The organism is Methanocalculus taiwanensis (genome assembly GCF_024372745.1).
Taxonomy (GTDB): Archaea; Halobacteriota; Methanomicrobia; order Methanomicrobiales; family Methanocorpusculaceae; genus Methanocalculus; species Methanocalculus taiwanensis.
The window spans coordinates 1-20056 of sequence record NZ_VOTZ01000032.1 but is presented as its reverse complement, the minus strand read 5'-3'; the positions used below and the strand labels follow the sequence as shown (position 1 = coordinate 20056).

18 protein-coding genes are annotated in these 20056 nt (G+C 45.9%); 17 read left to right on the top strand and 1 reads right to left on the bottom strand.

Translation table 11 applies throughout. From position 1 onward, the window contains the following. The first annotated feature begins 35 nt into the window (after positions 1–35). The 17 genes from FTO68_RS10970 (at position 36) to FTO68_RS10890 (ending at position 18703) form a co-directional block, all read left to right on the top strand. Positions 36–458, top strand: a complete 423-nt coding sequence (locus FTO68_RS10970) for a hydrogenase iron-sulfur subunit (RefSeq protein ID WP_255333454.1) — start codon at positions 36–38, stop codon at positions 456–458. Between the two features lie 14 nt (positions 459–472). After that, positions 473–886 carry a molybdopterin dinucleotide binding domain-containing protein gene (locus FTO68_RS10965; protein ID WP_255333453.1) on the top strand — a complete coding sequence of 138 codons (414 nt, stop codon included), beginning with the start codon at positions 473–475 and terminating at the stop codon, positions 884–886. Between the two features lie 2 nt (positions 887–888). Continuing rightward, positions 889–2262, top strand: a complete 1374-nt coding sequence (locus FTO68_RS10960; RefSeq protein WP_255333451.1) for a formylmethanofuran dehydrogenase subunit B — start codon at positions 889–891, stop codon at positions 2260–2262. 2 nt (positions 2263–2264) lie between these two features. Next, on the top strand, positions 2265–3971 hold the full coding sequence (locus tag FTO68_RS10955; protein WP_255333450.1) for a formylmethanofuran dehydrogenase subunit A: 1707 nt from the start codon (positions 2265–2267) through the stop codon (positions 3969–3971). Between the two features lie 8 nt (positions 3972–3979). Beyond that, entirely contained in the window at positions 3980–4783 is an 804-nt protein-coding gene (locus tag FTO68_RS10950) for a formylmethanofuran dehydrogenase subunit C (RefSeq protein ID WP_255333449.1), read from the top strand. Between the two features lie 74 nt (positions 4784–4857). Continuing rightward, positions 4858–5604, top strand: coding sequence for a SagB/ThcOx family dehydrogenase (locus FTO68_RS10945; RefSeq protein ID WP_255333448.1), 747 nt, complete (start codon positions 4858–4860; stop codon positions 5602–5604). A 23-nt stretch (positions 5605–5627) separates the two neighbouring features. Further along, on the top strand, positions 5628–7022 hold the full coding sequence (locus tag FTO68_RS10940) for a hypothetical protein (RefSeq protein ID WP_255333447.1): 1395 nt from the start codon (positions 5628–5630) through the stop codon (positions 7020–7022). Next, the gene (locus FTO68_RS10935) at positions 7006–7890 is read left to right on the top strand and encodes a ferredoxin-like domain-containing protein (protein ID WP_255333446.1); all 885 of its coding nucleotides are present in this window, start codon (positions 7006–7008) and stop codon (positions 7888–7890) included. Before FTO68_RS10940 ends, FTO68_RS10935 begins: the two co-directional genes overlap by 17 nt. Before the next feature lie 24 nt (positions 7891–7914). Then, a complete protein-coding gene (tsaA, locus tag FTO68_RS10930) occupies positions 7915–8451 on the top strand; it encodes a tRNA (N6-threonylcarbamoyladenosine(37)-N6)-methyltransferase TrmO (protein ID WP_255333445.1) in 537 nt (178 codons plus the stop codon). Between the two features lie 71 nt (positions 8452–8522). Then, positions 8523–10316, top strand: a complete 1794-nt coding sequence (locus FTO68_RS10925; protein ID WP_255333444.1) for a formylmethanofuran dehydrogenase subunit B — start codon at positions 8523–8525, stop codon at positions 10314–10316. Positions 10317–10555: 239 nt separating this feature from the next. Beyond that, a complete protein-coding gene (gene modA, locus FTO68_RS10920) occupies positions 10556–11404 on the top strand; it encodes a molybdate ABC transporter substrate-binding protein (protein WP_255333443.1) in 849 nt (282 codons plus the stop codon). Between the two features lie 38 nt (positions 11405–11442). After that, positions 11443–12246 carry an ABC transporter permease gene (locus FTO68_RS10915; protein WP_255333442.1) on the top strand — a complete coding sequence of 268 codons (804 nt, stop codon included), beginning with the start codon at positions 11443–11445 and terminating at the stop codon, positions 12244–12246. Further along, positions 12239–12910: a sulfate/molybdate ABC transporter ATP-binding protein gene (locus FTO68_RS10910; RefSeq protein WP_255333441.1), complete on the top strand. Its 672-nt coding sequence runs from the start codon at positions 12239–12241 to the stop codon at positions 12908–12910. The genes FTO68_RS10915 and FTO68_RS10910 overlap by 8 nt, the downstream gene beginning before the upstream one ends. A gap of 919 nt (positions 12911–13829) precedes the next feature. Continuing rightward, positions 13830–14645 (top strand): molybdate ABC transporter substrate-binding protein, encoded by an 816-nt coding sequence (gene modA / locus FTO68_RS10905; RefSeq protein ID WP_255333440.1) that lies wholly within the window; start codon positions 13830–13832, stop codon positions 14643–14645. 33 nt (positions 14646–14678) lie between these two features. Then, the gene (locus FTO68_RS10900; RefSeq protein WP_255333439.1) at positions 14679–15467 is read left to right on the top strand and encodes an ABC transporter permease; all 789 of its coding nucleotides are present in this window, start codon (positions 14679–14681) and stop codon (positions 15465–15467) included. 183 nt (positions 15468–15650) lie between these two features. Then, complete coding sequence (locus FTO68_RS10895) at positions 15651–16859, top strand: molybdenum cofactor synthesis domain-containing protein (protein ID WP_255333438.1); 1209 nt, start codon at positions 15651–15653, stop codon at positions 16857–16859. Positions 16860–16882: 23 nt separating this feature from the next. Next, positions 16883–18703, top strand: coding sequence for a molybdopterin-binding protein (locus tag FTO68_RS10890; protein WP_255333437.1), 1821 nt, complete (start codon positions 16883–16885; stop codon positions 18701–18703). 129 nt (positions 18704–18832) lie between these two features. On the opposite strand, the gene FTO68_RS10885 is transcribed toward FTO68_RS10890, so the two are convergent. Further along, positions 18833–20056, bottom strand: a 1224-nt coding sequence (locus FTO68_RS10885; RefSeq protein ID WP_255333436.1) for a Coenzyme F420 hydrogenase/dehydrogenase, beta subunit C-terminal domain, incomplete at its 5' end; no start/stop codon positions are given.

The window sequence follows — 20056 nt, the reverse complement described above, 5'->3', positions numbered from 1 at the left end:
AGATTGATGCGTTCCTCCTCGGAGGTGAGCAGTAAATGACGGAAGAGTGGAAACCAAAGATTCTCGGCATCATCTGCAACTGGTGTTCCTATGCAGGAGCAGATCTCGCAGGGAGTGCACGAACACAGTACCCACCCGACATCAGGACGATCAGGGTCATGTGTACCGGCCGTGTCGATACCCTCTTCATCATGAAGGCGTTCATTGACGGAGCTGACGGAGTCCTGGTGTCAGGTTGCCATTTCGGCGACTGCCACTATCTTGAAGGCAACTACAAGGCAGCTAAGAGGATGTTTTTAATGAAGAGTGTCCTCAAGAACATGGGACTCGAAGACAAGAGACTCAGAATGACATTTGTCTCAGCATCAGAAGGTGCAAAGTGGGCAAAGGTCGTCGAGGATGTTGTCAGGACAGTAACTGAACTCGGGCCTAGCCCCATTAAGGAGTTCCAGCAGTAGACGGAGGGTGGAATATGACGAAAAAGATCGTGCTGAATATGATCACACAACGTTCCATTGAAGAGGGAGTGGCCATGGAGAAGGGAAAAACCACCCCTGAATATTTCAAGGCCTGTTCAATTGTTGAGATGAACCCTGAGGATATGAAGAAACTTGGCATCTGGAAGAATACCAGTGTCAGGGTTACGAGTGAAGTTGGGAGCGTCATTGTGACAGCGAAAGAACCAACCCAGTTCTGCCCTCCGGGACTTGCTCATATCCGCCAGGGAGTATGGGCAAACCAGGTTGTCCCTCCACGAACGCAATCTACCGGAACACCACAATACAGTGGTTTTCCCGTAACAATTGAACCTGCGATTGACGAGAGAGTGAAAACTGCCCTGGAACTTGTACAGGGTTCTGTCGGTCTATGGAAAGGAGGTAATTAGCTATGCCAAAATGGATCACACAGGTCGGATGCCCATATTGTGGGGCATCCTGTGATGACCTTGAAGTTCTCGTCTCAGATGACGGAAAGAGAGTCCTTGAAACACGGAATGCGTGTGCAATTGGAAATGAAATCTTCCACCATGCCCAAAGCCCTTCACGTCCAAAGCTGCCCAGAATGAGGCAGCCGGATGGCAGTATGAAGGAAGTTTCATATGATGAAGCCATCGATTATACCGCAAAGACACTGCTTGCTGCAAAGAAGCCTCTTATATATGGATTTGGATCGACAAACTGCGAGGGTATGAGTGCAGTTGCCCGTGTTGCAGAAAAAGGCGGAGCAGTCCTTGATAATTGCGCCTCGATCTGCCATGGCCCCTCATTCCTTGCAATCTTCGATAACGGCTACCCAAGCTGTACACTCGGAGAAGCAAAGAACCGGGCCGATGTGGTCGTATTCTGGGGCTGCAATCCTATGCATGCCCACCCACGCCATACCTCCAGGTATTCGATCTTCCCAAGGGGAACGTTTACGGCAAAAGGCCAGATGACCCGTACTATCATCTGCGTGGATCCAAGGGAGACTGATACGGCCAAACTTGCTGACCATCATCTGATGGTGAAGCAGGGTCATGATTATGACCTCTTCGATGCGTTCAGGACTGTACTCCGCGGACATGACATCCCTGATGAAGTTGCCGGAATTCCCAAAAAAACAATTCTTGATGCGGCTAAAGTCATGAAAAACGCCCGTTTCGTCATGATATTCTTCGGGATGGGATGTACTCATACCGATGGGCGGAATCATAATGTTGACATCGCAATCAGCCTGACCCGTGACCTGAATGCCCACACAAAAGCTTCAATTATGGCAATGCGTGGACATTACAATATTGCGGGACCCGGTCAGGTCTGGTCATGGCAGTTTGGTTTCCCATATTGTATCGATCTCTCCAAGGGAACCCATGCTCACATGAATCCGGGTGAAACAAGTTCGATTGACCTTGCAATGAGAGGTGAGATTGACTGCTTTGTAAATGTCGGAACAGATGCAGGGGCACATTTCCCGATCCGAGCCGTCGAGCAGTTGAAGAAGCATCCGTTTATCACCGTTGATCCAAACATCTGCATGGCAAGTGAGATCTCTGATCTTCATATTCCTGTCCGTGTTGTAGGGGTAGAGGAGCCGGGTGTTGTCTATCGGATGGACAATGTGCCAATCCAGTTCAAGAAGGTCGTGGACGGACCCGAGGGAGTTCCAAGCGATGAAGAACTGTTCGACAGGGTCTATGAGCGGATGTGCGAACTCACTGAAACCGAACCAATCTGGCTCCTTGCAAAAGACCATGCAAAGGCAGCAACCAACGCGGAGCAGTAAATATGGCGGAAATACTAATCAGGAATGGATTTGTTATTGATCCAACCCGTAACATCAACGGAGATGTAGCAGATATCGCCATTAAGGACGGCAAAATTGTCGAGAGTGTCGGTGCTTCGGCAAAGGTGATCGATGCTACCGGGAAAACCGTGATGGCCGGTGGTGTGGATGTCCATGCCCATGTTGCAGGACCAAAAGTGAATGTTGGCCGCCTGATGAGGCCTGAGGACAAACTCCATAAAAGTCCTCATGCCCAGAAAAATTACCGGATGGAGAGTGGTTTCTCGATTCCAAGTACATTCAAAACGGGGTATGATTATGCCAGAATGGGATATGCCTTCGTTATGGAAGCAGCAATGCCTCCACTCCACGCCCCCCATGTACATGAAGAGATCCATGATACACCAATCATCGATCAGGCGGCACTTCCGGTCTTTGCAAACAACTGGTTTGTGTTTGAATACCTGAGAAACGGTGAGATCGAAAATGCCGCAGCATATATTGCATGGCTTCTAAAGGCAACGAAAGGGTATGGAATAAAAGTCGTCAACCCTGGCGGCACCGCTGCCTGGGCATGGGGATTGAATTGTCTTACACTCAATGATCCGGTACCATACTTTGACATCACTCCGGCTGAGATCATTACCGGCCTGATGAAGACAAATGAGTATCTTGGATTGCCACATTCAATGCATATCCACCAGAACGATCTTGGGAATCCCGGCAACTATGAGATTACCCTCGAATCACTCCGTCTTGCAGAAGGGGTTGCGGCAAAGAATAACTTTGGACGCGACACCGTTATGCATTCCACCCACATCCAGTTCCATTCGTATGGTGGAGATTCCTGGGGGACTTTCGAGTCGAGAGCTCGCGAAGTCATGGATTATGTCAATAAGCAGAAGAACATCAGCATTGACCTTGGCTGTGTGACACTTGATGAAACCACAACCATGACCGCCGATGGACCATTTGAGCACCACATCACCAACTTGAACCATCTGAAATGGGCAAACACCGATGTGGAGGTTGAGACTGCTGCAGGAGTTGTTCCCTATGTCTATGACAAAAACATCAAGGTAAGTGGTATCCAGTGGGCAATCGGCCTTGAAATGGGGCTCTATGCAGCCGATCCGATGCGGACATTCATTACCACCGATCATCCGAATGCAGGTCCCTTCACCAGGTATCCACGGATCATCAAATGGCTGATGAGCAAACAGGCAAGGGAGGAGACACTCGCATCATTCAAGCATACTGACAAGGTGATTGATGCAACAAACATCCATTCCATGGACAGGGAACTCTCACTCTTTGAGATTGCCCAGATGACAAGAGCAGGACCTGCAAAGGCACTCGGCCTATCGGGCATGTTCGGCGGGCTTAGTGTGGGAATGGATGCTAGTGTTGGTATCTTTGACCTGAATGTCAATGATATGCCATCTGATCCCGAAGCAATCGAGAAAGCCTTTGCCCGGGCATGCTGGTTTATCAAATCAGGAGAGATTATTGTAAAGGATGGCGATATTGTCAGCCATGGCAACAAGAGAACGATCTGGGTGAAGCCGAATGTTGCAGAGAATCCACAGGTTATACGGGATATAGAGGATAAATTCCTGAAAGATTATTCCGTTGGATCTGACACGTACCAGGTACGGGATTATCTGGCTCCAAATCCCTACGTGATTGAATTTGACGTGGAGGCCTGAGGTGCATTATGGCTCAAATTACATTAAAACCAACGAAAGTACCAGAACTCTATCTTGAGTGCTACAATATCACACCTGATGCATTCGCTGGAAAATCACTCATGGAGATTGCCGATCTGGATGCACATGAAGGAAAAATAAAAGTGAAGCTGGGCGATTATTTTGATATCGCCGGGCAATCAGGGAATACCGTAGAAGAGACTGCCATCAAGATTGAGGGAGACTGTTCAAAAGTTAAATACATCGGCAATAAAATGACTGCCGGGTCCATCACTATCAATGGAAATGCCGATATGTATGTCGGCGGATGGATGAAAGGCGGTAAAATCCATGTGATGGGGAATGTTGATTCATTCTGCGGCATTGCAATGGAAGGAGGAGAGATCCTTGTCGAGGGAAATGCCCAGAACCATGTCGGGTGTGCATACCGTGGTGACTGGCGTGGTATGAGGGGAGGTACAATCCGGATCAAAGGAAGTGCCGGAAATGATATCGGGACCTTTATGCTAGGTGGAACCATCATCATTGAAAAAGACGCCTTTATTCATGTATCTACCCATGCAGAAGGTGGAACGGTTATCATCAAAGGTAACGTCCAGGGGCGTGTTGGCGGACAAATGGTAAAAGGAGATATTTATGTCCTTGGATCGGTCCAATATATGCTTCCGGGATTCAAAAAAGTGGGTTCTGTTGAACAGAAGATAGATGGAACAGAGGCAACCTTCACCCATTATGTCGGCGATCTAGGTGAGCGCCACCCGAAATCCAAGGGGAAGGAAGTGTATGCAAATCTCTATGTTCTGGAATCCTGAACATACACTTTTTTCATTCAAAATGAAGGGCTTCAACCCCTTTCAATAAAATGCAACCAAACACCAGGTGATGTATGACAAATCCCGGTAAAGAATTCATGGAAAAAACCAGTTATCCGGACTTCTCGACATTTGATATGATATTGAGAGTTCCAGAACCGCCACCTGAAAATCCCGTTCCTGACAATGCAAAGATCATCAAACTACCCAGTCCGAAACGTATCAAGTTTCCAGAGTTTTCTTCACGGGATGCACTTGAGAATTGGGAGCCGACAGAGTTTTTTTCACGATCATCAATGAACTTAAAGGAGCTCTCGTTTTTACTCTGGTGTATGCAGGGAGTCAAAACCGTTCGCGACAGAGAGACAGTTATAAGGAATGTGCCCTCATCAGGAAGACGACACCCGATAAACACCTATTTTGTTGCCGGGGAAGTTGAGGGTATTCCAACAGGTCTTTACCAGTATATCCCTTCAAAGCACCAGATTGCATTACTCAGAGAGGATTCGGATCTCCCATTCGCCATGGGTACTGCCAGCATGAATTTCAAGATGGTTACCCGTGCTCCTGTCACTTTCATCTGGACAGTAGTTCCCTATCGTTCGGTCTGGGCACTTGGAAACAGAGGATACCGGAATGTCCTGATTGAAGCCGGACATGTCTGCCAGGCCCTGATTATGGCAGCTGCAAGTATCGAATATAAAGTTCATCCTATCGATCTCTTCCACGATCAAATGGTTACACAACTGACAGGTAATGATCCCGCTTCAGAATGGCCACTCTATTTAGCTGCAGTTGGGAAAACAACACCACAGTATTAGGAATTCATTAAGGCTAATCCATCATGATCATCGAATCCGCACAATTACATACCGCTGATGAACACTGCGCATACAGCAGTGAACACACAAACGAGTTATACCGGATCGATCTGAGACTTGGTATCCCACACGCTAAATTACCCGGAGCGCTCGAATGGTGGGGAGGAGATTCAGGGTTATGCCGGAGATCCACTCAACATCCCTACCTTGTCGGGGCTGTGATCTCGGGAGATGAGTGGAGTGATCTAAAGGATATCATGAACGCTGTTTCATATGCATCCCGGAAGTCCGGTCAGATACAGGTTTCAGTATTTGAAAAGCCGGTTGAACATGAAGATAATGAGGTTTCATTCTATCTTTTTCATCCAAATCCCGGCTTACGCTCGTTTTTCTATCACCTTTCCCTGACAACACAGATACGTCCTGTAGAAAGTACATTCGTGAATGCTATTGCATCCGGCATTCCGGCAACACTAACCACTGTTCCCCCATTACCGCCAGAAACCGACAAACGAAAAGACCTTCGCCGGAATAAAAGAATCAAAGCGGAGATAACTGAAACCAGAAAAACATCTGCAGATATATATTCCAGATACCGCCATGATAGGCAAGACAAGCCTGTTCGGATTGACATACTGAGGATGGTTCTCAGACAGGGTATGAATACGGTTGCAGAATACGATATACCACAGGAACGCTGGCTCAACCCCCTTCAGGCAGTTCAAAGAACAGTAGCCCGCAGGTCCCTCAGAGAATATAGAATTCAAAGAGGATACCAAATTACAAAACCGCGTTTCCAGAATGGTGATGAGATTTACGTGATGAGCGATCTCCATCTTGAACATGCAAACAGCATCCCCCGCTATAAACGACCTTTTTTGCAGAGTGACCCCGGAGAAATGAATCGTATACTTATCCGCAACTGGAACTGGACCGTAAAACAAACCGATACGGTATTCTATCTCGGAGATCTTGCATATATGAGTGCAAATCCTGCCGATTTTTATTTAAACCAGCTGAATGGGAAGATATGTTTCCTTGAAGGAAACCATGATCCCTACCAGCCATTTATGTCCCATTGCCTTCTTATGCGATATCGGGAGATCCCCTATCTTTTTATTCACGATCCTGAGGAATTGGTCAGGCCTTTTAATGGATGGATCATTCATGGTCACGTTCATAATAAGGATCTTGCCAGGTATCCATTCTTCAACCCAGAATCAAAAACAATTAACGTGAGCGCAGAAATGATTGGATATCATCCAATTTCGATGCGTGAGATCGATAGCCTCGTCAGGACAATGGATGAAAACATGACATTCCGTGAAATGATGCAGGTTCATAGACAATCAAATCTTGATCCACAGGAACAGCTTAGATACAGTTATTCACGAGGCAACCATGTCAGTCAGACCTAAGATTCAAAAAAACCTTGAAGACCGTGGGGGAGTTATTACTGGGACGAATAAAGAATTCCGGACTATCCGCCTCAGGATACCCGGAGGGATCATATCCCCCGATCAGCTCGTGCATATAGGAAAAACGGCAAAAAAAATTGGTAGTGGTACTGTTCACCTGACGATACGCCAGACCATAGAAATATCTCATGTCCCAATCGATAAAATACCTACTCTTATCAGAGATCTTGAGAAAAAGGAGATATTCCTTGGGGCTGAGTATCAGGAAGTTGTGAACATTACTGCCTGTCCGGGAACTGACAGGTGCCGTTATTCCATTATTGATACACGAAATATTCTTCTTCAGCTCGATAACAAACATCATGGACGGGATATGCCAATCAAGGTTCGTATCGCCATCTCTTCATGCCCAAACGGATGCACAAGCGAGCGGGCAAGTGAGATCGGCATTACCGGACTTCGCACTCCAATACGGAATGAGGGATTATGTACTGGATGCGGGACATGTGCACATACATGCAAGGAAAATGCGATTATAATGATAAATGGCCGACTGCATCTGGACACATCACTCTGTGTGAACTGTGGGATGTGCATCGACTCCTGTCCGTTCCATATTATCAAAGGACACCCTCCGATGTTTATGATTACAGTCGGAGGACGGAGGGGGCGTCATATGGTTCAGGGAAGGGAGCTTATTGTCGTCGATTCGGAAGAGAAAGCTATAGCAGTTGTTGATACGGTAATTGACTGGATATATAGATACGCGTATAGTGGAAAGACACTTACCGATCAGATGGATGCCATGAAATTTTCAGTTTTCCAAAAACGGATTCAGCGTGATTTTCCAGTATCCAGAACAGAATGAACAACACATAAATGAGGTGACCATATGAACAACGAACAACAGATCAGAGACAGAGAGGTTATCTATCACCCAATCGGTGTTGTCAGAACAGAATTCACCGAACAGGAACAAACACCCATCCAGGGAATTTTTAATAATGCCATTGGAACGATTGAACTCTTACCGGAGTTTGAAGAGGGGCTGACGGAGATTGAATCTTTCAGCCATCTCATTCTCCTGTATCATTTCGACAGGGCAGATGGATATTCCCTCTTGCAGCGGCCTTTTCTTGATGGCGAAAATGCACGTGGCATCTTTGCAATCCGGCATTTCAAGCGGCCTAATCCCATTGGGATCTCAATCGTCCGGCTCCTCGAAGTCAAAGGGAACATTTTGCGGATACAGGGCGTTGATCTCCTTGACGGAACACCTCTGCTTGATATCAAGCCGTATGTTCACCAGTTTGATAACCGGGAAGAGGTATCAAGCGGATGGGTTGATAACCAGCATCTGGATGAGATTTCTGACTGGAACTGCACTCCGAAAGAGCTGAGGAATCGTAAGCGGACGAATATCGGTTGATACTCTACAGAGAATCTCCATTTTTATTATCTGCAACGAAGAGGGGGCATTTTCGAGGTGAAAACATGAAAATGATGATGAACAGTGGGAGAACGATAAAGCAGGGAGAGCAACTGTATTACAAGGAGAGCCCTGAATACTCCGAACAGACATCCCTCTGCTTCATACACCCGGCTGATCTCTTCGAAATCGGGTTGGAAGAAGGAGATAATGTCGAAATCGAGACAGAAACTGGAATAACCGTTTTTAAAACCGTTGCATCTCCTGAAGTCGCACAGGGAGAGGTATATCTCCCATGTGGACCTCATGCAAATTTTATTCTCCCCCCGGATACGCACTCGGTTGGTGCACCCGATTTTAAAACACTCATGGTGGAGATCCGCCCAACATCAAAAGAAGTACTATCCTCATGGGATCTGCTGGAGGAGGAAGGTGGGATCAGGTACGACAAGTTTTCCAATGGATGCCCCACAATCTCCCCTGAAGGCACAACAACAATTAAAGACGTTATCTGCCCTCTCTGCGGGTGTCTCTGTGACGACATCGAACTGACACTCCGGGATAACCGTGTTGTGGAATGTAAAAATGCCTGTTCTCTTGGAAATGCCAAATTTCTTGCCAAAAACCGGCTCATGAAACCAATCAAAAAGGTTGAAGGCGCATGGGAAGAGATCAGCTATGAAGAGGCGATAGGATACACAGCGGACGTTCTCCTGAATGCAAAGCGGCCTTTACTCTTTGGATGGAGCGGAACACACAGCGAAGCGCAATGTGTGGGCATAACAATTGCAGAATGTATCGGAGGCATCATCGATAACTGTTCTTCTGAATGCCACGGCCCTTCAATAATGGCGATCCAGGAGGTCGGGCATCCCGGATGTACTCTTGGACAGGTGCGCCAACGTGCCGATGTTGTCGTCTACTGGGGTGCCAATCCATTAGCAGCCCATCCACGGCATTTAAGCCGTTACTCAACCTATTCTGACAGCCATTTTCTTGAGAATGCCAGTTCTGACAGAAGAATTATCGTCGTTGATGTCCGGGAGTCTGAAACTGCGAAAATTGCAGATGAATTCATCCAGATAAAATCCGGGGGGGATTATGCAGTATTTTCTGCCCTGAGGGCTATTATACTTGGGAAAGAGGGCGTTCTTCCTGATACAGTTGCCGGCGTTCCAAAAGATACATTGATCAAGCTCGCGAAAACATTACTGAACGCCAGATTCGGAGCATTTTTCACAGGTATCGGACTAACTCAATCGAAAGGAAAATACAAAAATGTCAGAAACGCTATCGAACTCATCGATGAACTGAACAGGCACACAAAATATACCCTCACCCCGATGCGTGGCCACTGGAACGTCAATGGCACAAACCAGACTTTTACTTTCCTGACCGGGTATCCGTATGCTGTCGATTTTTCCCGGGGGGTCACCTATTTCAATCCCGGTGAAACCTCTGCCATTGATCTTCTCGCAAAAAAAGAGGTTGACGTATGTGTGATCATCGGAAGCGATCCAGGGGCCCATTTCCCACGAGCCTGTAATGAACACCTCGCAACTATTCCGACAATTGTTATCGATCCCTTCCCGATAATGAGTACAGCAGTTGCCACTCTTCACATACCGGTTGCAATGACAGGCGTTGATGCGGAGGGTATTGCATACCGTATGGATACCGTACCACTCCGGGTCCAGAAGGTAATGGACTCCACCCAACCCGATGATGCCGAATTACTCAGACGGATCCTAAAAACAATTCAGGAGAGGAATGAACAACAAATCACCGCTCATACCAGAGAGATCGATTCCCAATCCACGATCATACCGGTTGATGATGGCCGCCGCCCCCATCAGTCCGGATGATGAAATCACATTTTTTTCGGATATGATCGGCCCTCGTATGCGATCATGCACAAAACGGATCTCACGGAGAAATAAACACATTCATTAAACCCATTCATACACCCCATCCAATCAACAGCGATTACTTAACAAGCACATTCAAATCTATAGGATTGGGGGTCAATGACGTTTAGTTAATATAAGTAAAAAATTAATTAATATAACAAAATTTATTACAACTGAATTGAGACATATGGATTATGTTCAACAGATTCAGGAACACAAAAACCTGCCTCCTTATCTTCATCCTTCTGGCAGCAACACTCTTTATTGCCGGATGTACCGGAGTACAGGGAGAAGAGACACCAGTTGAAACCGGAGCACAGGGAGAATTGATTGTTTACACGGCAGCATCCCTGACAGGAGTGTCGGCAGATCTCGGCAGTGAATTTGAGAAGAGATATCCCGGTACAAAAATCACATTTAATCTCGCAGGAACACAGACCATTAAAAACCAGATCCAAATGGGAGCATACGCCGATGTCTTCATGTCAGCTTCAACCCGTTATACAAATGAGTTAATGGGCGGAGGATATCTGGTGAATGATACTGTCAGGAAATTCACCTCTAATTATATCGTCATCATCGTCCCGTCAGGTAATCCAGGGGATATACACTCATACACCGATCTCACAAGGCCCGGAGTAAAGATTGCCATGGGAACCGAGGAGGTTCCGGTAGGTATCAATACCCGTATTGTCCTCGATAAGCTGTCCGCTTCACCAGATACTCCCGATGGATGGAAAGACGCTGTATTTCAGAATGTTGTCACCTACGAGACAACCGAGCCGGGTGTTGTAACCAAGGTCGGCCTTGGTGAGGTGGATGCAGGATTTGTGTACGAATCATCGTTCAGTGCCGCAAAAACCGGCAGTCTTGAACTCATTCCGATCCCCGAGGAATACAATGCACTTCAGATTTACACCCTTGGTATTCTGACAGACAGCACAAACAAGAAGACAGGTGAGACATTCATTGAGTTTATACTCTCAGATGAGGGCCAGAAGATCCTGAAAGATTATGGCTTCACATCAATCACCACCACCTGATTTTTAATTCCATTCAAATGAACAACAGACCTGATGCTATGCGGCAAAAAATAGGAATATGGTTTGGGAAGGGGGTTGGCGCATTCCTCATTCTAATTGTCTGCCTCTTTCTCTCGTTACCACTCATCGCCCTTCTTCTGCGGGTCACTCCTGAGCTGCTTGCCACCTATATACCAAATGAAACCGTTCAAAAAGCGCTCTGGCTCAGCATAACAACATCAATCATCTCAATGGCCATCGTGATTTTTATAGGAACGCCAGCTGCCTACTTTCATTCCAGGTCATACTACCCTGGAAAATCATTCGTTGATACACTCATCGATCTCCCCCTTGTGCTTCCTCCGGCGGTGGCAGGCCTTGCACTTCTGCTCCTCTTTGGGAGAACAGGACTCCTTGGGAAGTACCTGAATGTTATCGGAATTGATATTGCATTCACGACCGTCGCAGTTGTTCTGGCACAGATCTTCGTTGCCTCACCATTCTACATCAGGCAGGCAAAAGCACTCTTTGAACAGCTGGATCCTGCATATGAAGAGACTGCAAAGACACTTGGCTCATCATCCCTGCGGACCTTTCTCTTCATCATTCTGCCACTCTGTGCCACAGGACTCACCTCCGGCGCAATTATGACATTTGCCCGTGCACTCGGGGAATTTGGCGCAACCATCATGTTCGCAGGAAACCTGCCCGGCATTACACAGACGATGCCTCTTGCCATATATGCTGCCATGCAGGGAGATTTCGATGTGGCAATAACCATCTCGGTTCTGCTTGTGGCAATATCACTGGCTATCATGCTGACTGTCAAGTTACTGACTGATAAATGGAGGTACAATGTTTAAATTCTCTGCCAGTAAACAGCTCAGGGATTTCTCCCTTGATATCTCCCTTCAGGTTGCAGATGGGGAGATTATGGTTCTGATGGGTGGAAACGGTGCCGGAAAAACAACCATACTGAGGCTGACAGCAGGACTTCTTACCCCAGATACTGGAATGATCGAAACCGGAAAGAAGATCCTCTATCATCATCAGTCAAAGATCAATTGCCCGGTCCAGGATAGGAATATAGGCTATGTCTTTCAGAATGCGGCAGTATTCCCCCATATGAGCGTCTATGATAATGTCGCATTCGGCCTGAGAGCCCGACGCGTCGATTCTCTGGAACTGGCTGACAGGACAGATGAATGGATGGATCGGCTTGCGATATCTGATCTTGCAGCAGTCCGGGCTGGCCACATCTCAGGCGGGCAGAAGCAGCGTGTTGCCCTTGCACGGGCAATGGCAACAAAACCGGATCTCCTGATGCTTGATGAGCCCTTTACCGCACTTGATCGAAATAACCAGATAGCAGTCAGGGAGTGGATCTGCCTCTGCGTACGTGAGCAGAAGATCCCCTGCCTGCTGGTAACCCACAATCCCGCTGATGCAGAGGCAGTGGGCGATTCCGTCTGCCTCATCGATCGCGGCCGGGTTATAGAGGATGACAACATGAGAATGCTTTTCTGATAAGACCACATGAGAGCGAACACTTTTTCCAAAAATAAAAGAATAACAAAAAGGATATGGATCACAGAAGAAGGCTCCAATATAAACACATATGTGGTTTATAGGAAGAGAGATACGTAGATTTTCAACGAAATGAACTTCTGCAAAGCACATCAATGATCATTATAAATTATCGTCTGTATACGCTCAATATCTTCAAAAGATCAGCTGATTCATCAGGTTTTCGGAAAACAGGCGTTTATCCCGGTACATCCGGAAGAAACACTAAAACTCCGACACCGCCTTTTGATTCTCCAGTCATGAAAATGTATTGCCTGAACAATCCAGGATATCTGCCATTGCTTTACGATAATCAGGCCCATTATCTACATCAAAATTAAATGTGCGGTTGTTATCAAGCGACAGGGCTTGATGAGAAGAATCCTGCGATCAACGATTCGAACATCATAGCTAGCAAAGTAACCACCACTTCATTCTCCCCGAAAAGGGATATAACTGGAAGGAGAGGGAAAAAACACCACAAAGCAGTACATTCTTCCACATTATTTTATATGAAAACACCCATCATTTTCTTCTTGTATGCATGTTACCCTCGATGGCATCATGTATGTTTTTTCATCAAAAGAAACCAATTCTTCAAAAACAAGTTATTTGTACATTTTGGGATGATACAGATTTTCAGATCAACCCGATGCCCAAACCTGATTGAGAGATCATGACTGACTGGTTCGCGCGGGGTTTGATTTTCCCGCTATAAAATAGGAGTTAAATTAACCCGCAACACGAACAAATGATCCAGGGGAGATCCAAATGAACAAACACGATCTCCTGCTTTCATTTTTTTAACAATGTTAAGTAAATATTATTAATAAACACAATATAGAAAGAATTAAATTTTAACAAAATGACCCGATCCCCTATGGATAACAAACGAATTGTATCTATTGTAATCCTGCTGTTAATGGGATTGTCCCTCTCTGCAGGATGCCTCACCGCATCCTCACAGGAACATGAGATATCATCGGGCGGACAGACACTTCTTGTCTATTCGGGTGCCGGCCTGAGCGCACCGATGAAAGAAATCAAGACAGCATTTGAGAAAGAATACGGAGTTGCAATCGAATATACGTTTGGGGGAAGTGGAACACTGCTACCCCAGATGGAGATTACACAAAAGGGAGATCTGTTTATCGCTGGCGGCATGCCAGCATATGAAGCTGCATTGAAGAAAGGGCTTGTCACTGATTGTGAGCTTGTTGCATACCATGTCCCGATCATCGTTACCCCGAAAGGAAACCCGGCTAAAATCAGATCGATTGAAGATCTGAGCAGACCGGGAGTTAAAGTTGCATTAGGAGATGCAAATGCAACAGCAGTTGGAAAGCAGGCAAATAAAATTCTTCAAAATAAGGGGATTCTTCAGGAAGTGAATAAAAACGTCGTCGCCAGAACAGCCACCGTCAATGAGCTTGTAACATATATCACTCTTGGTACTGCCGATGTGGCGATCATGATGGAGGATCTCTATAATCCAAAAACCATGGATTGCATCAGATTATCAAATGAGGACAATGTTATTTCTCTCATTCCTATCAGCGTCTTAACGTTTTCTGATAAGAAAGATATGGCAGAGACATTCCTTGAATTTGTCATATCAGATACAGGAAAAGGAATATTTGCAGATCATTACTTCGTTCCTTATCCGGATCCAAAGTATGGCACTATTTCACTCTAACAACAGATGGAAGAAATGGAGCACACATAAAGGATGAAATCCAATCTCCGTTTTATTTTCATTTTTATAATACTATCAATCTCAATCAGCACGGTTATCATACTGGGAAGTCTCATCTGGTCTGTTCAACCAGAAGATCTGATCAGGAACCTGGCTGACCATGAGATCCTTTTTGCAATAGAACTGAGCGTACTCACCGGACTGGTATCCACAGCGCTCTGCCTCTGTGCTGCAATACCGGCAGCCTATGCCCTTGCACGTTTTGATTTCAGAGGAAAAAGGTTCTTCAGTACAGTCACCAATCTACCGCTCACCCTTCCTCCACTTGTTGCAGGTATAGCCTTATTGATGTTTTTTGCCTCAAATCCTGCGGGTAAAGTACTTGAGGATTTTGGATTACACGTTATATTCACCCCTCTTGGTATTATTGTCGCACAGTTTTTTGTGAATGCCCCATACCTGATCAGAGTACTCAACGGAACTTTTTCCGGCATAAATCCACGATACGAACATATCGCACGAACCCTTGGATGCACTGATGCCGGAGCCTTCTGGAGAGTTACCCTTCCGATGGCAAGAAGGGGAATTATATCCGGAATCGTTATCACATGGTCAAAAGCAATGGGAGAGTTTGGAGCAGTGTTGATGCTTGCCGGTGCAACACAGATGAAGACAGAAACGCTTCCAATCGCCCTCTTTATCAATATGTCCACAGGAAATCTGAATATGGCGATCGCCGCGGCCACAATTCTGATGGGAATCTCCCTTATGTTTCTTATGATATTTGACCATATGGAAAACGGGAGTGCCTCTCATTGGTAAATTATCTGCATCCATGGCGGGAGAACAGCTGACTTTATGCTCAACTCTCTTCACGCCACAATTAGATGTATTGGATAAAGGACCAAAAAAAATGAACAATATGAAAAAGTTGATATTGTACATTTCTTATCATAAACAATATACATCAGTAAATAGAAACATATTATCAACAGGTGAATTCAGATGGCGCTGTTCTTCGAAGTTATCAAAGTCGATGATGCAATAGAAATAATCCGTTCTATTACACCAAGATTGGAGAGAGAGACAGTTCCATTATTGGAAAGCCTCGGACGCATCACTGCATCTGATATTATCTCATCCGAAGATATACCTGGCTTCAGACGATCGATAAAAGACGGATATGCGGTTCGATCACAGGACATTCAGGCGGCCTCTGAAGTATCGCCAGCGATCCTGAAAAAACTCAAACCAACCCAGATGGGTTTTCAAAATGATGTTCGATCCATTGGTGAGGGTGAATGCATATACATACCAACCGGTGCGGAATTACCTGAAGGTGCCGATGCTGTTGTGATGGTAGAGTATACCGAGGGGGCAGGACCCAGGATCATTATCACAAAAAGTGTAAAACCCAACGAAAATGTTCTTCTGCCAGATGAAGACTTCAGAAATGGAGAAACACTCATTCGGGCAGGAACAACCATCACACCTCGCGAAATTGGGGTGTTTGCTGCAAGTGGAGTCTTTTTTGTCCCAGTCACCCGGAAACCGCACATTGGAATCATATCCACCGGCATAGAACTTGTTGAAACGACAACAAAACCTCGTCGGGGAGAGGTCAGGGATGTGAACTCATGGGTTATTGCCGCATTTCTAACTGAGCATGGGGGCGTACCTAAGATGTACGGGATTGTTCGGGATAATCCAGAAGAGGGATATTCAATTCTCCAACAGGCTCTCGACGAATGTGATGCCGTCCTGATATCCGGCGGAAGTTCCAAGGATACAAAGGATATTACCGCATCAATAATTACCCGTTCCGGAAAGATCCTCGCCCACGGCCTTGCTCTAGCACCTGGAAAACCAACAATCATCGGCAAGTGCAGGAGTAAACCGGTCATAGGAGTTCCAGGCCATCCTTCATCAACATATATTGTACTGAATGTGCTCGCCACCCCGATGATTGCACAATTCTCCGGGACTAAAAATTCCAGGCAGAACACCGGATATGGCAGACTGAAAGAAAACATCACCTCTGAGCGTGGAAGAGAAGAATGGTTCAGGGTTGCACTCAACGGAGAGGATATCACCCCTCTACCCGGAAAGTCAGGGCTTGTCCGAACATTGATGGAGAGCGATGGTTTCATTCGTATTCCACAGGATAAAGAGGGAATGGAGTCCGGAGAAGACGCAAAGGTGATCTATTGGTGAAACGGTATCTCTCGCTCATCAGCATGGATGATGCAAGAAATATTTTAAAAGTCGGATTCAGCCCTCCTGAAAAAAGTGGAGCGATACCAGTAACAGAATCTGCTGGCAGATTTACAATTAAACCGCTATATGCTTCTTTCAACGTTCCAAACACCGACGTAGCCACAATGGATGGTTATGCAGTCTGTGCGGAAGACTTTGTATATGCATCAGATAGGAACCCCGTCCGGTTACGTGATGAAACCTGGATTAATACAGGTAACAGTATTCCAACAGACTATAATGCAGTCATTGCAGTTGAAGACGTATATTCTGATAATGGCAGCCTTTTCACCAGAAAATCCGTCCTTCAATGGCAAAATATCAAAAGGAAGGGGTCTGAGATCAAGAAAGAGAGAATGATCCTTCCATCTGGCCATCTCATCAGAAAATATGACATAGCACCTCTTGTTACCTATGGTATTTCTAAAGTTGATGTTCCTCAAATTTCTGTAGGTTTGATCCCAACAGGAAGTGAACTCGTTTCCTCAGGAATGATTCCTGGTCCTGGGCAGGTGATTGAGAGCAATACTGTGATGGCAGATGCATGGCTCAGTGAAATCGGAGTGACATGCAGACGCTACCCCATTACAGGAGACCATCCTGAAAGCATCAGATCTGCAATAAATGAAGCTGTTTTTGAGAATGATCTGGTCATTATTTCTGCGGGAACATCAGCCGGATCACGCGATTACACTGCACGGATACTCGCAGAAACAGGAGAGATACTTGTACATGGCATTGCCATGATACCCGGTAAACCAACAATTATTGGCAGAGTCTCAGGGAAACCAGTCATAGGACTCCCGGGATCACCACAGGCTGCCCAAACTGTCCTCAGGGAACTTGTCATACCCTTATGCACAGAATGGGGAATGAGAAGCGATGATGATGAGCAGTGCACAGTTCGCCTGACACAGGCAATTACATCAGAAGCAGGATTTGATGAATTTGTTCCACTTATCATTGGAAGCCTTAACAACGAAATTATTGCATCCCCACTTTCAAGAGCCCCCGGCATGCAGCGATCCTCAATTTCTGCTAATGGATATATCCATATACCAAAACATATCGAAGGATATCCGGCAGGAAGTGTTGTCGCAATTAACCTGACTGGTAAGCGAAGTGAGATAGAACACAGCTTAATAATCTCCGGCCAGTATCATCCATACCTCGACTGGCTTTCAAATAATATCAGTAGCAAACACATTTCGTTATATTTCAGGGATTCAGGGATTTTAGGGGGAATTCTTTCACTCCGAAAAAATGCCTGCCATGCAACTCCACTCAGTTTTAGTGGATCGACTGGAGCTGCACAAATCCCCTATCTTGCCGAATATTTTGATATGGGAGAGCTTGCCTCACTCCATATTGCACAAATGCACTATGGAATTCTCTCCCGCGATCCACTGGAGACAATGGAACAAAATAACATACGGTTTATTGAAGGTACAGTAAAAGTCGGGACAGAGACATTTCTTCACCATATTCATACAAGGTTTGATGCCCATAATCTGATCACAATCTCCAATAAAGAGAGCATATGTAGCTATAATAATCCAGAAGCACTACAAAACAATCTTGCCGACATATGTATTGCTGATCAGGCAACAGCTGATGCCTATAAGCTCTGTTTTACACCACTTGAAACTGAACGTTATGAGATTCTATTGGTAAATGGCTATTCTGAAGATTGCAGAATTGAAAGTCTCATTGAATCGGTACGTATGAGTTCATTTATCGATCAGTTATCAAATACCGGTTTTGATACATCCCGAACAGGCATTATCACGGAGATTCAGTGAAAACCTAAAAAACCAGATATTTCTTGACTTGCGAGCATTTACCCAACAACGAAATGCTAACAAACTAAATCCAAAATTAAAAAAAAATAATAAAACAGAGGGAGAGATAATCTCCATTCTTCTGTTTATTTACTCTTTGAAGACATTGTCGAAGATCTGATCTGAGCCGGTGTCATCAAGACGCTTCCGCTCAACCCTCTCCTCGGCATAAGCAAGAACCGGCGGCTCCATATTGATACCCGGAACAAAGCCGTACATCTTCTCCAGTTCAACCTGCTGGGCATGCATGAAGAGCGTGTTTGGAATCTCCATGGGACAATTCTCCTCGCACTGGCCACAGTTTACGCAGGAGTCAGAAATATGGGCAAACCGGATCATATGGAACATAAAGTCTGGTGGGATCTGCCCGGGTTTAACAAGGTACGGTTTCTTTGTACTGCACTCAACACAGTAGCAGATTGGGCAGTTCTCAATGCAGGCATAACATTTGATACACCGGGAGGTCTCCTTCATGATAAACTGGAGGCGTTCGCGACCAATTCCAAGTGCCTCAAAGTCGTGTTTCCGCCACTTGTCGCCAAGTTTGAACATTGCGTTCTCAACCTTTGCCCGGATGGCAATGCCCTTTGGATCTGCCGGCGAGGTTTCCAGAGCGCCGGCCTTAACAGCACCCTCAACAAGGCTTGCACCTTTCTCTGAGCAGACCTCGACAAATGTTGCCTTGCCAGCCTTATCGCCAATGACACCCCAGTTACCACAGGCAAGATCTGCCTGACGTGGGATCTTCATCTTGCACCGGCGGCAGTTGCTCCTCCGACCGTAGCCTTCTTCCTCAAGCTCATCGATGGAGATTCCCTTGTGCTGTCCATCCTTTGTCATAATGATGAACTGGCCCTTGTCGATCTCCTCTTTCACAACATCAGCTGGATCAACTTCGAATTTCTCCTTGATCATCTTCCGGGCAACAATTGGTGAGACTGTCCCACCGCAGTTGACTCCAATCATGATGATGTTGTCAAGGTTAACCTGATTACGTTTTGCAAGTTCATAAAATGCCATTGCATCACAGCCTTTTACTGTGACACCAAGTTTCTGGTTAAAAGAACCGTCGAGATATTTCTTGACTAGTTTTGAGACCAGAACTGTTCCGCAATGAAGTGACCCCGCAGATTCACCAATCTCGCCCGGATCGGTGATGATTGACGGCACTGCATCATAAAGATCAGCACCTTTCTTAATGGCAAGAACCGCATCAACAATCTTGTTCTCGAGAGCATACTTCAGCAGTGCCGTAACCGCGCCACCGCATTCGGCTTTCTCCAGAAGGCCGGAATCAGGGGTCCATGCATAGAC

Excerpts from the sequence above, each read along its gene's own strand:
- FTO68_RS10970 (WP_255333454.1), top strand. The coding sequence starts at position 36 with ATGACGGAAGAGTGGAAACCAAAGATTCTCGGCATCATCTGCAACTGG.
- FTO68_RS10965 (WP_255333453.1), top strand. The coding sequence starts at position 473 with ATGACGAAAAAGATCGTGCTGAATATGATCACACAACGTTCCATTGAA.
- FTO68_RS10960 (WP_255333451.1), top strand. The coding sequence starts at position 889 with ATGCCAAAATGGATCACACAGGTCGGATGCCCATATTGTGGGGCATCC.
- FTO68_RS10955 (WP_255333450.1), top strand. The coding sequence starts at position 2,265 with ATGGCGGAAATACTAATCAGGAATGGATTTGTTATTGATCCAACCCGT.
- FTO68_RS10950 (WP_255333449.1), top strand. The coding sequence starts at position 3,980 with ATGGCTCAAATTACATTAAAACCAACGAAAGTACCAGAACTCTATCTT.
- FTO68_RS10945 (WP_255333448.1), top strand. The coding sequence starts at position 4,858 with ATGACAAATCCCGGTAAAGAATTCATGGAAAAAACCAGTTATCCGGAC.
- FTO68_RS10940 (WP_255333447.1), top strand. The coding sequence starts at position 5,628 with ATGATCATCGAATCCGCACAATTACATACCGCTGATGAACACTGCGCA.
- FTO68_RS10935 (WP_255333446.1), top strand. The coding sequence starts at position 7,006 with ATGTCAGTCAGACCTAAGATTCAAAAAAACCTTGAAGACCGTGGGGGA.
- tsaA (WP_255333445.1), top strand. The coding sequence starts at position 7,915 with ATGAACAACGAACAACAGATCAGAGACAGAGAGGTTATCTATCACCCA.
- FTO68_RS10925 (WP_255333444.1), top strand. The coding sequence starts at position 8,523 with ATGATGATGAACAGTGGGAGAACGATAAAGCAGGGAGAGCAACTGTAT.
- modA (WP_255333443.1), top strand. The coding sequence starts at position 10,556 with ATGTTCAACAGATTCAGGAACACAAAAACCTGCCTCCTTATCTTCATC.
- FTO68_RS10915 (WP_255333442.1), top strand. The coding sequence starts at position 11,443 with ATGCGGCAAAAAATAGGAATATGGTTTGGGAAGGGGGTTGGCGCATTC.
- FTO68_RS10910 (WP_255333441.1), top strand. The coding sequence starts at position 12,239 with ATGTTTAAATTCTCTGCCAGTAAACAGCTCAGGGATTTCTCCCTTGAT.
- modA (WP_255333440.1), top strand. The coding sequence starts at position 13,830 with ATGGATAACAAACGAATTGTATCTATTGTAATCCTGCTGTTAATGGGA.
- FTO68_RS10900 (WP_255333439.1), top strand. The coding sequence starts at position 14,679 with ATGAAATCCAATCTCCGTTTTATTTTCATTTTTATAATACTATCAATC.
- FTO68_RS10895 (WP_255333438.1), top strand. The coding sequence starts at position 15,651 with ATGGCGCTGTTCTTCGAAGTTATCAAAGTCGATGATGCAATAGAAATA.
- FTO68_RS10890 (WP_255333437.1), top strand. The coding sequence starts at position 16,883 with ATGGATGATGCAAGAAATATTTTAAAAGTCGGATTCAGCCCTCCTGAA.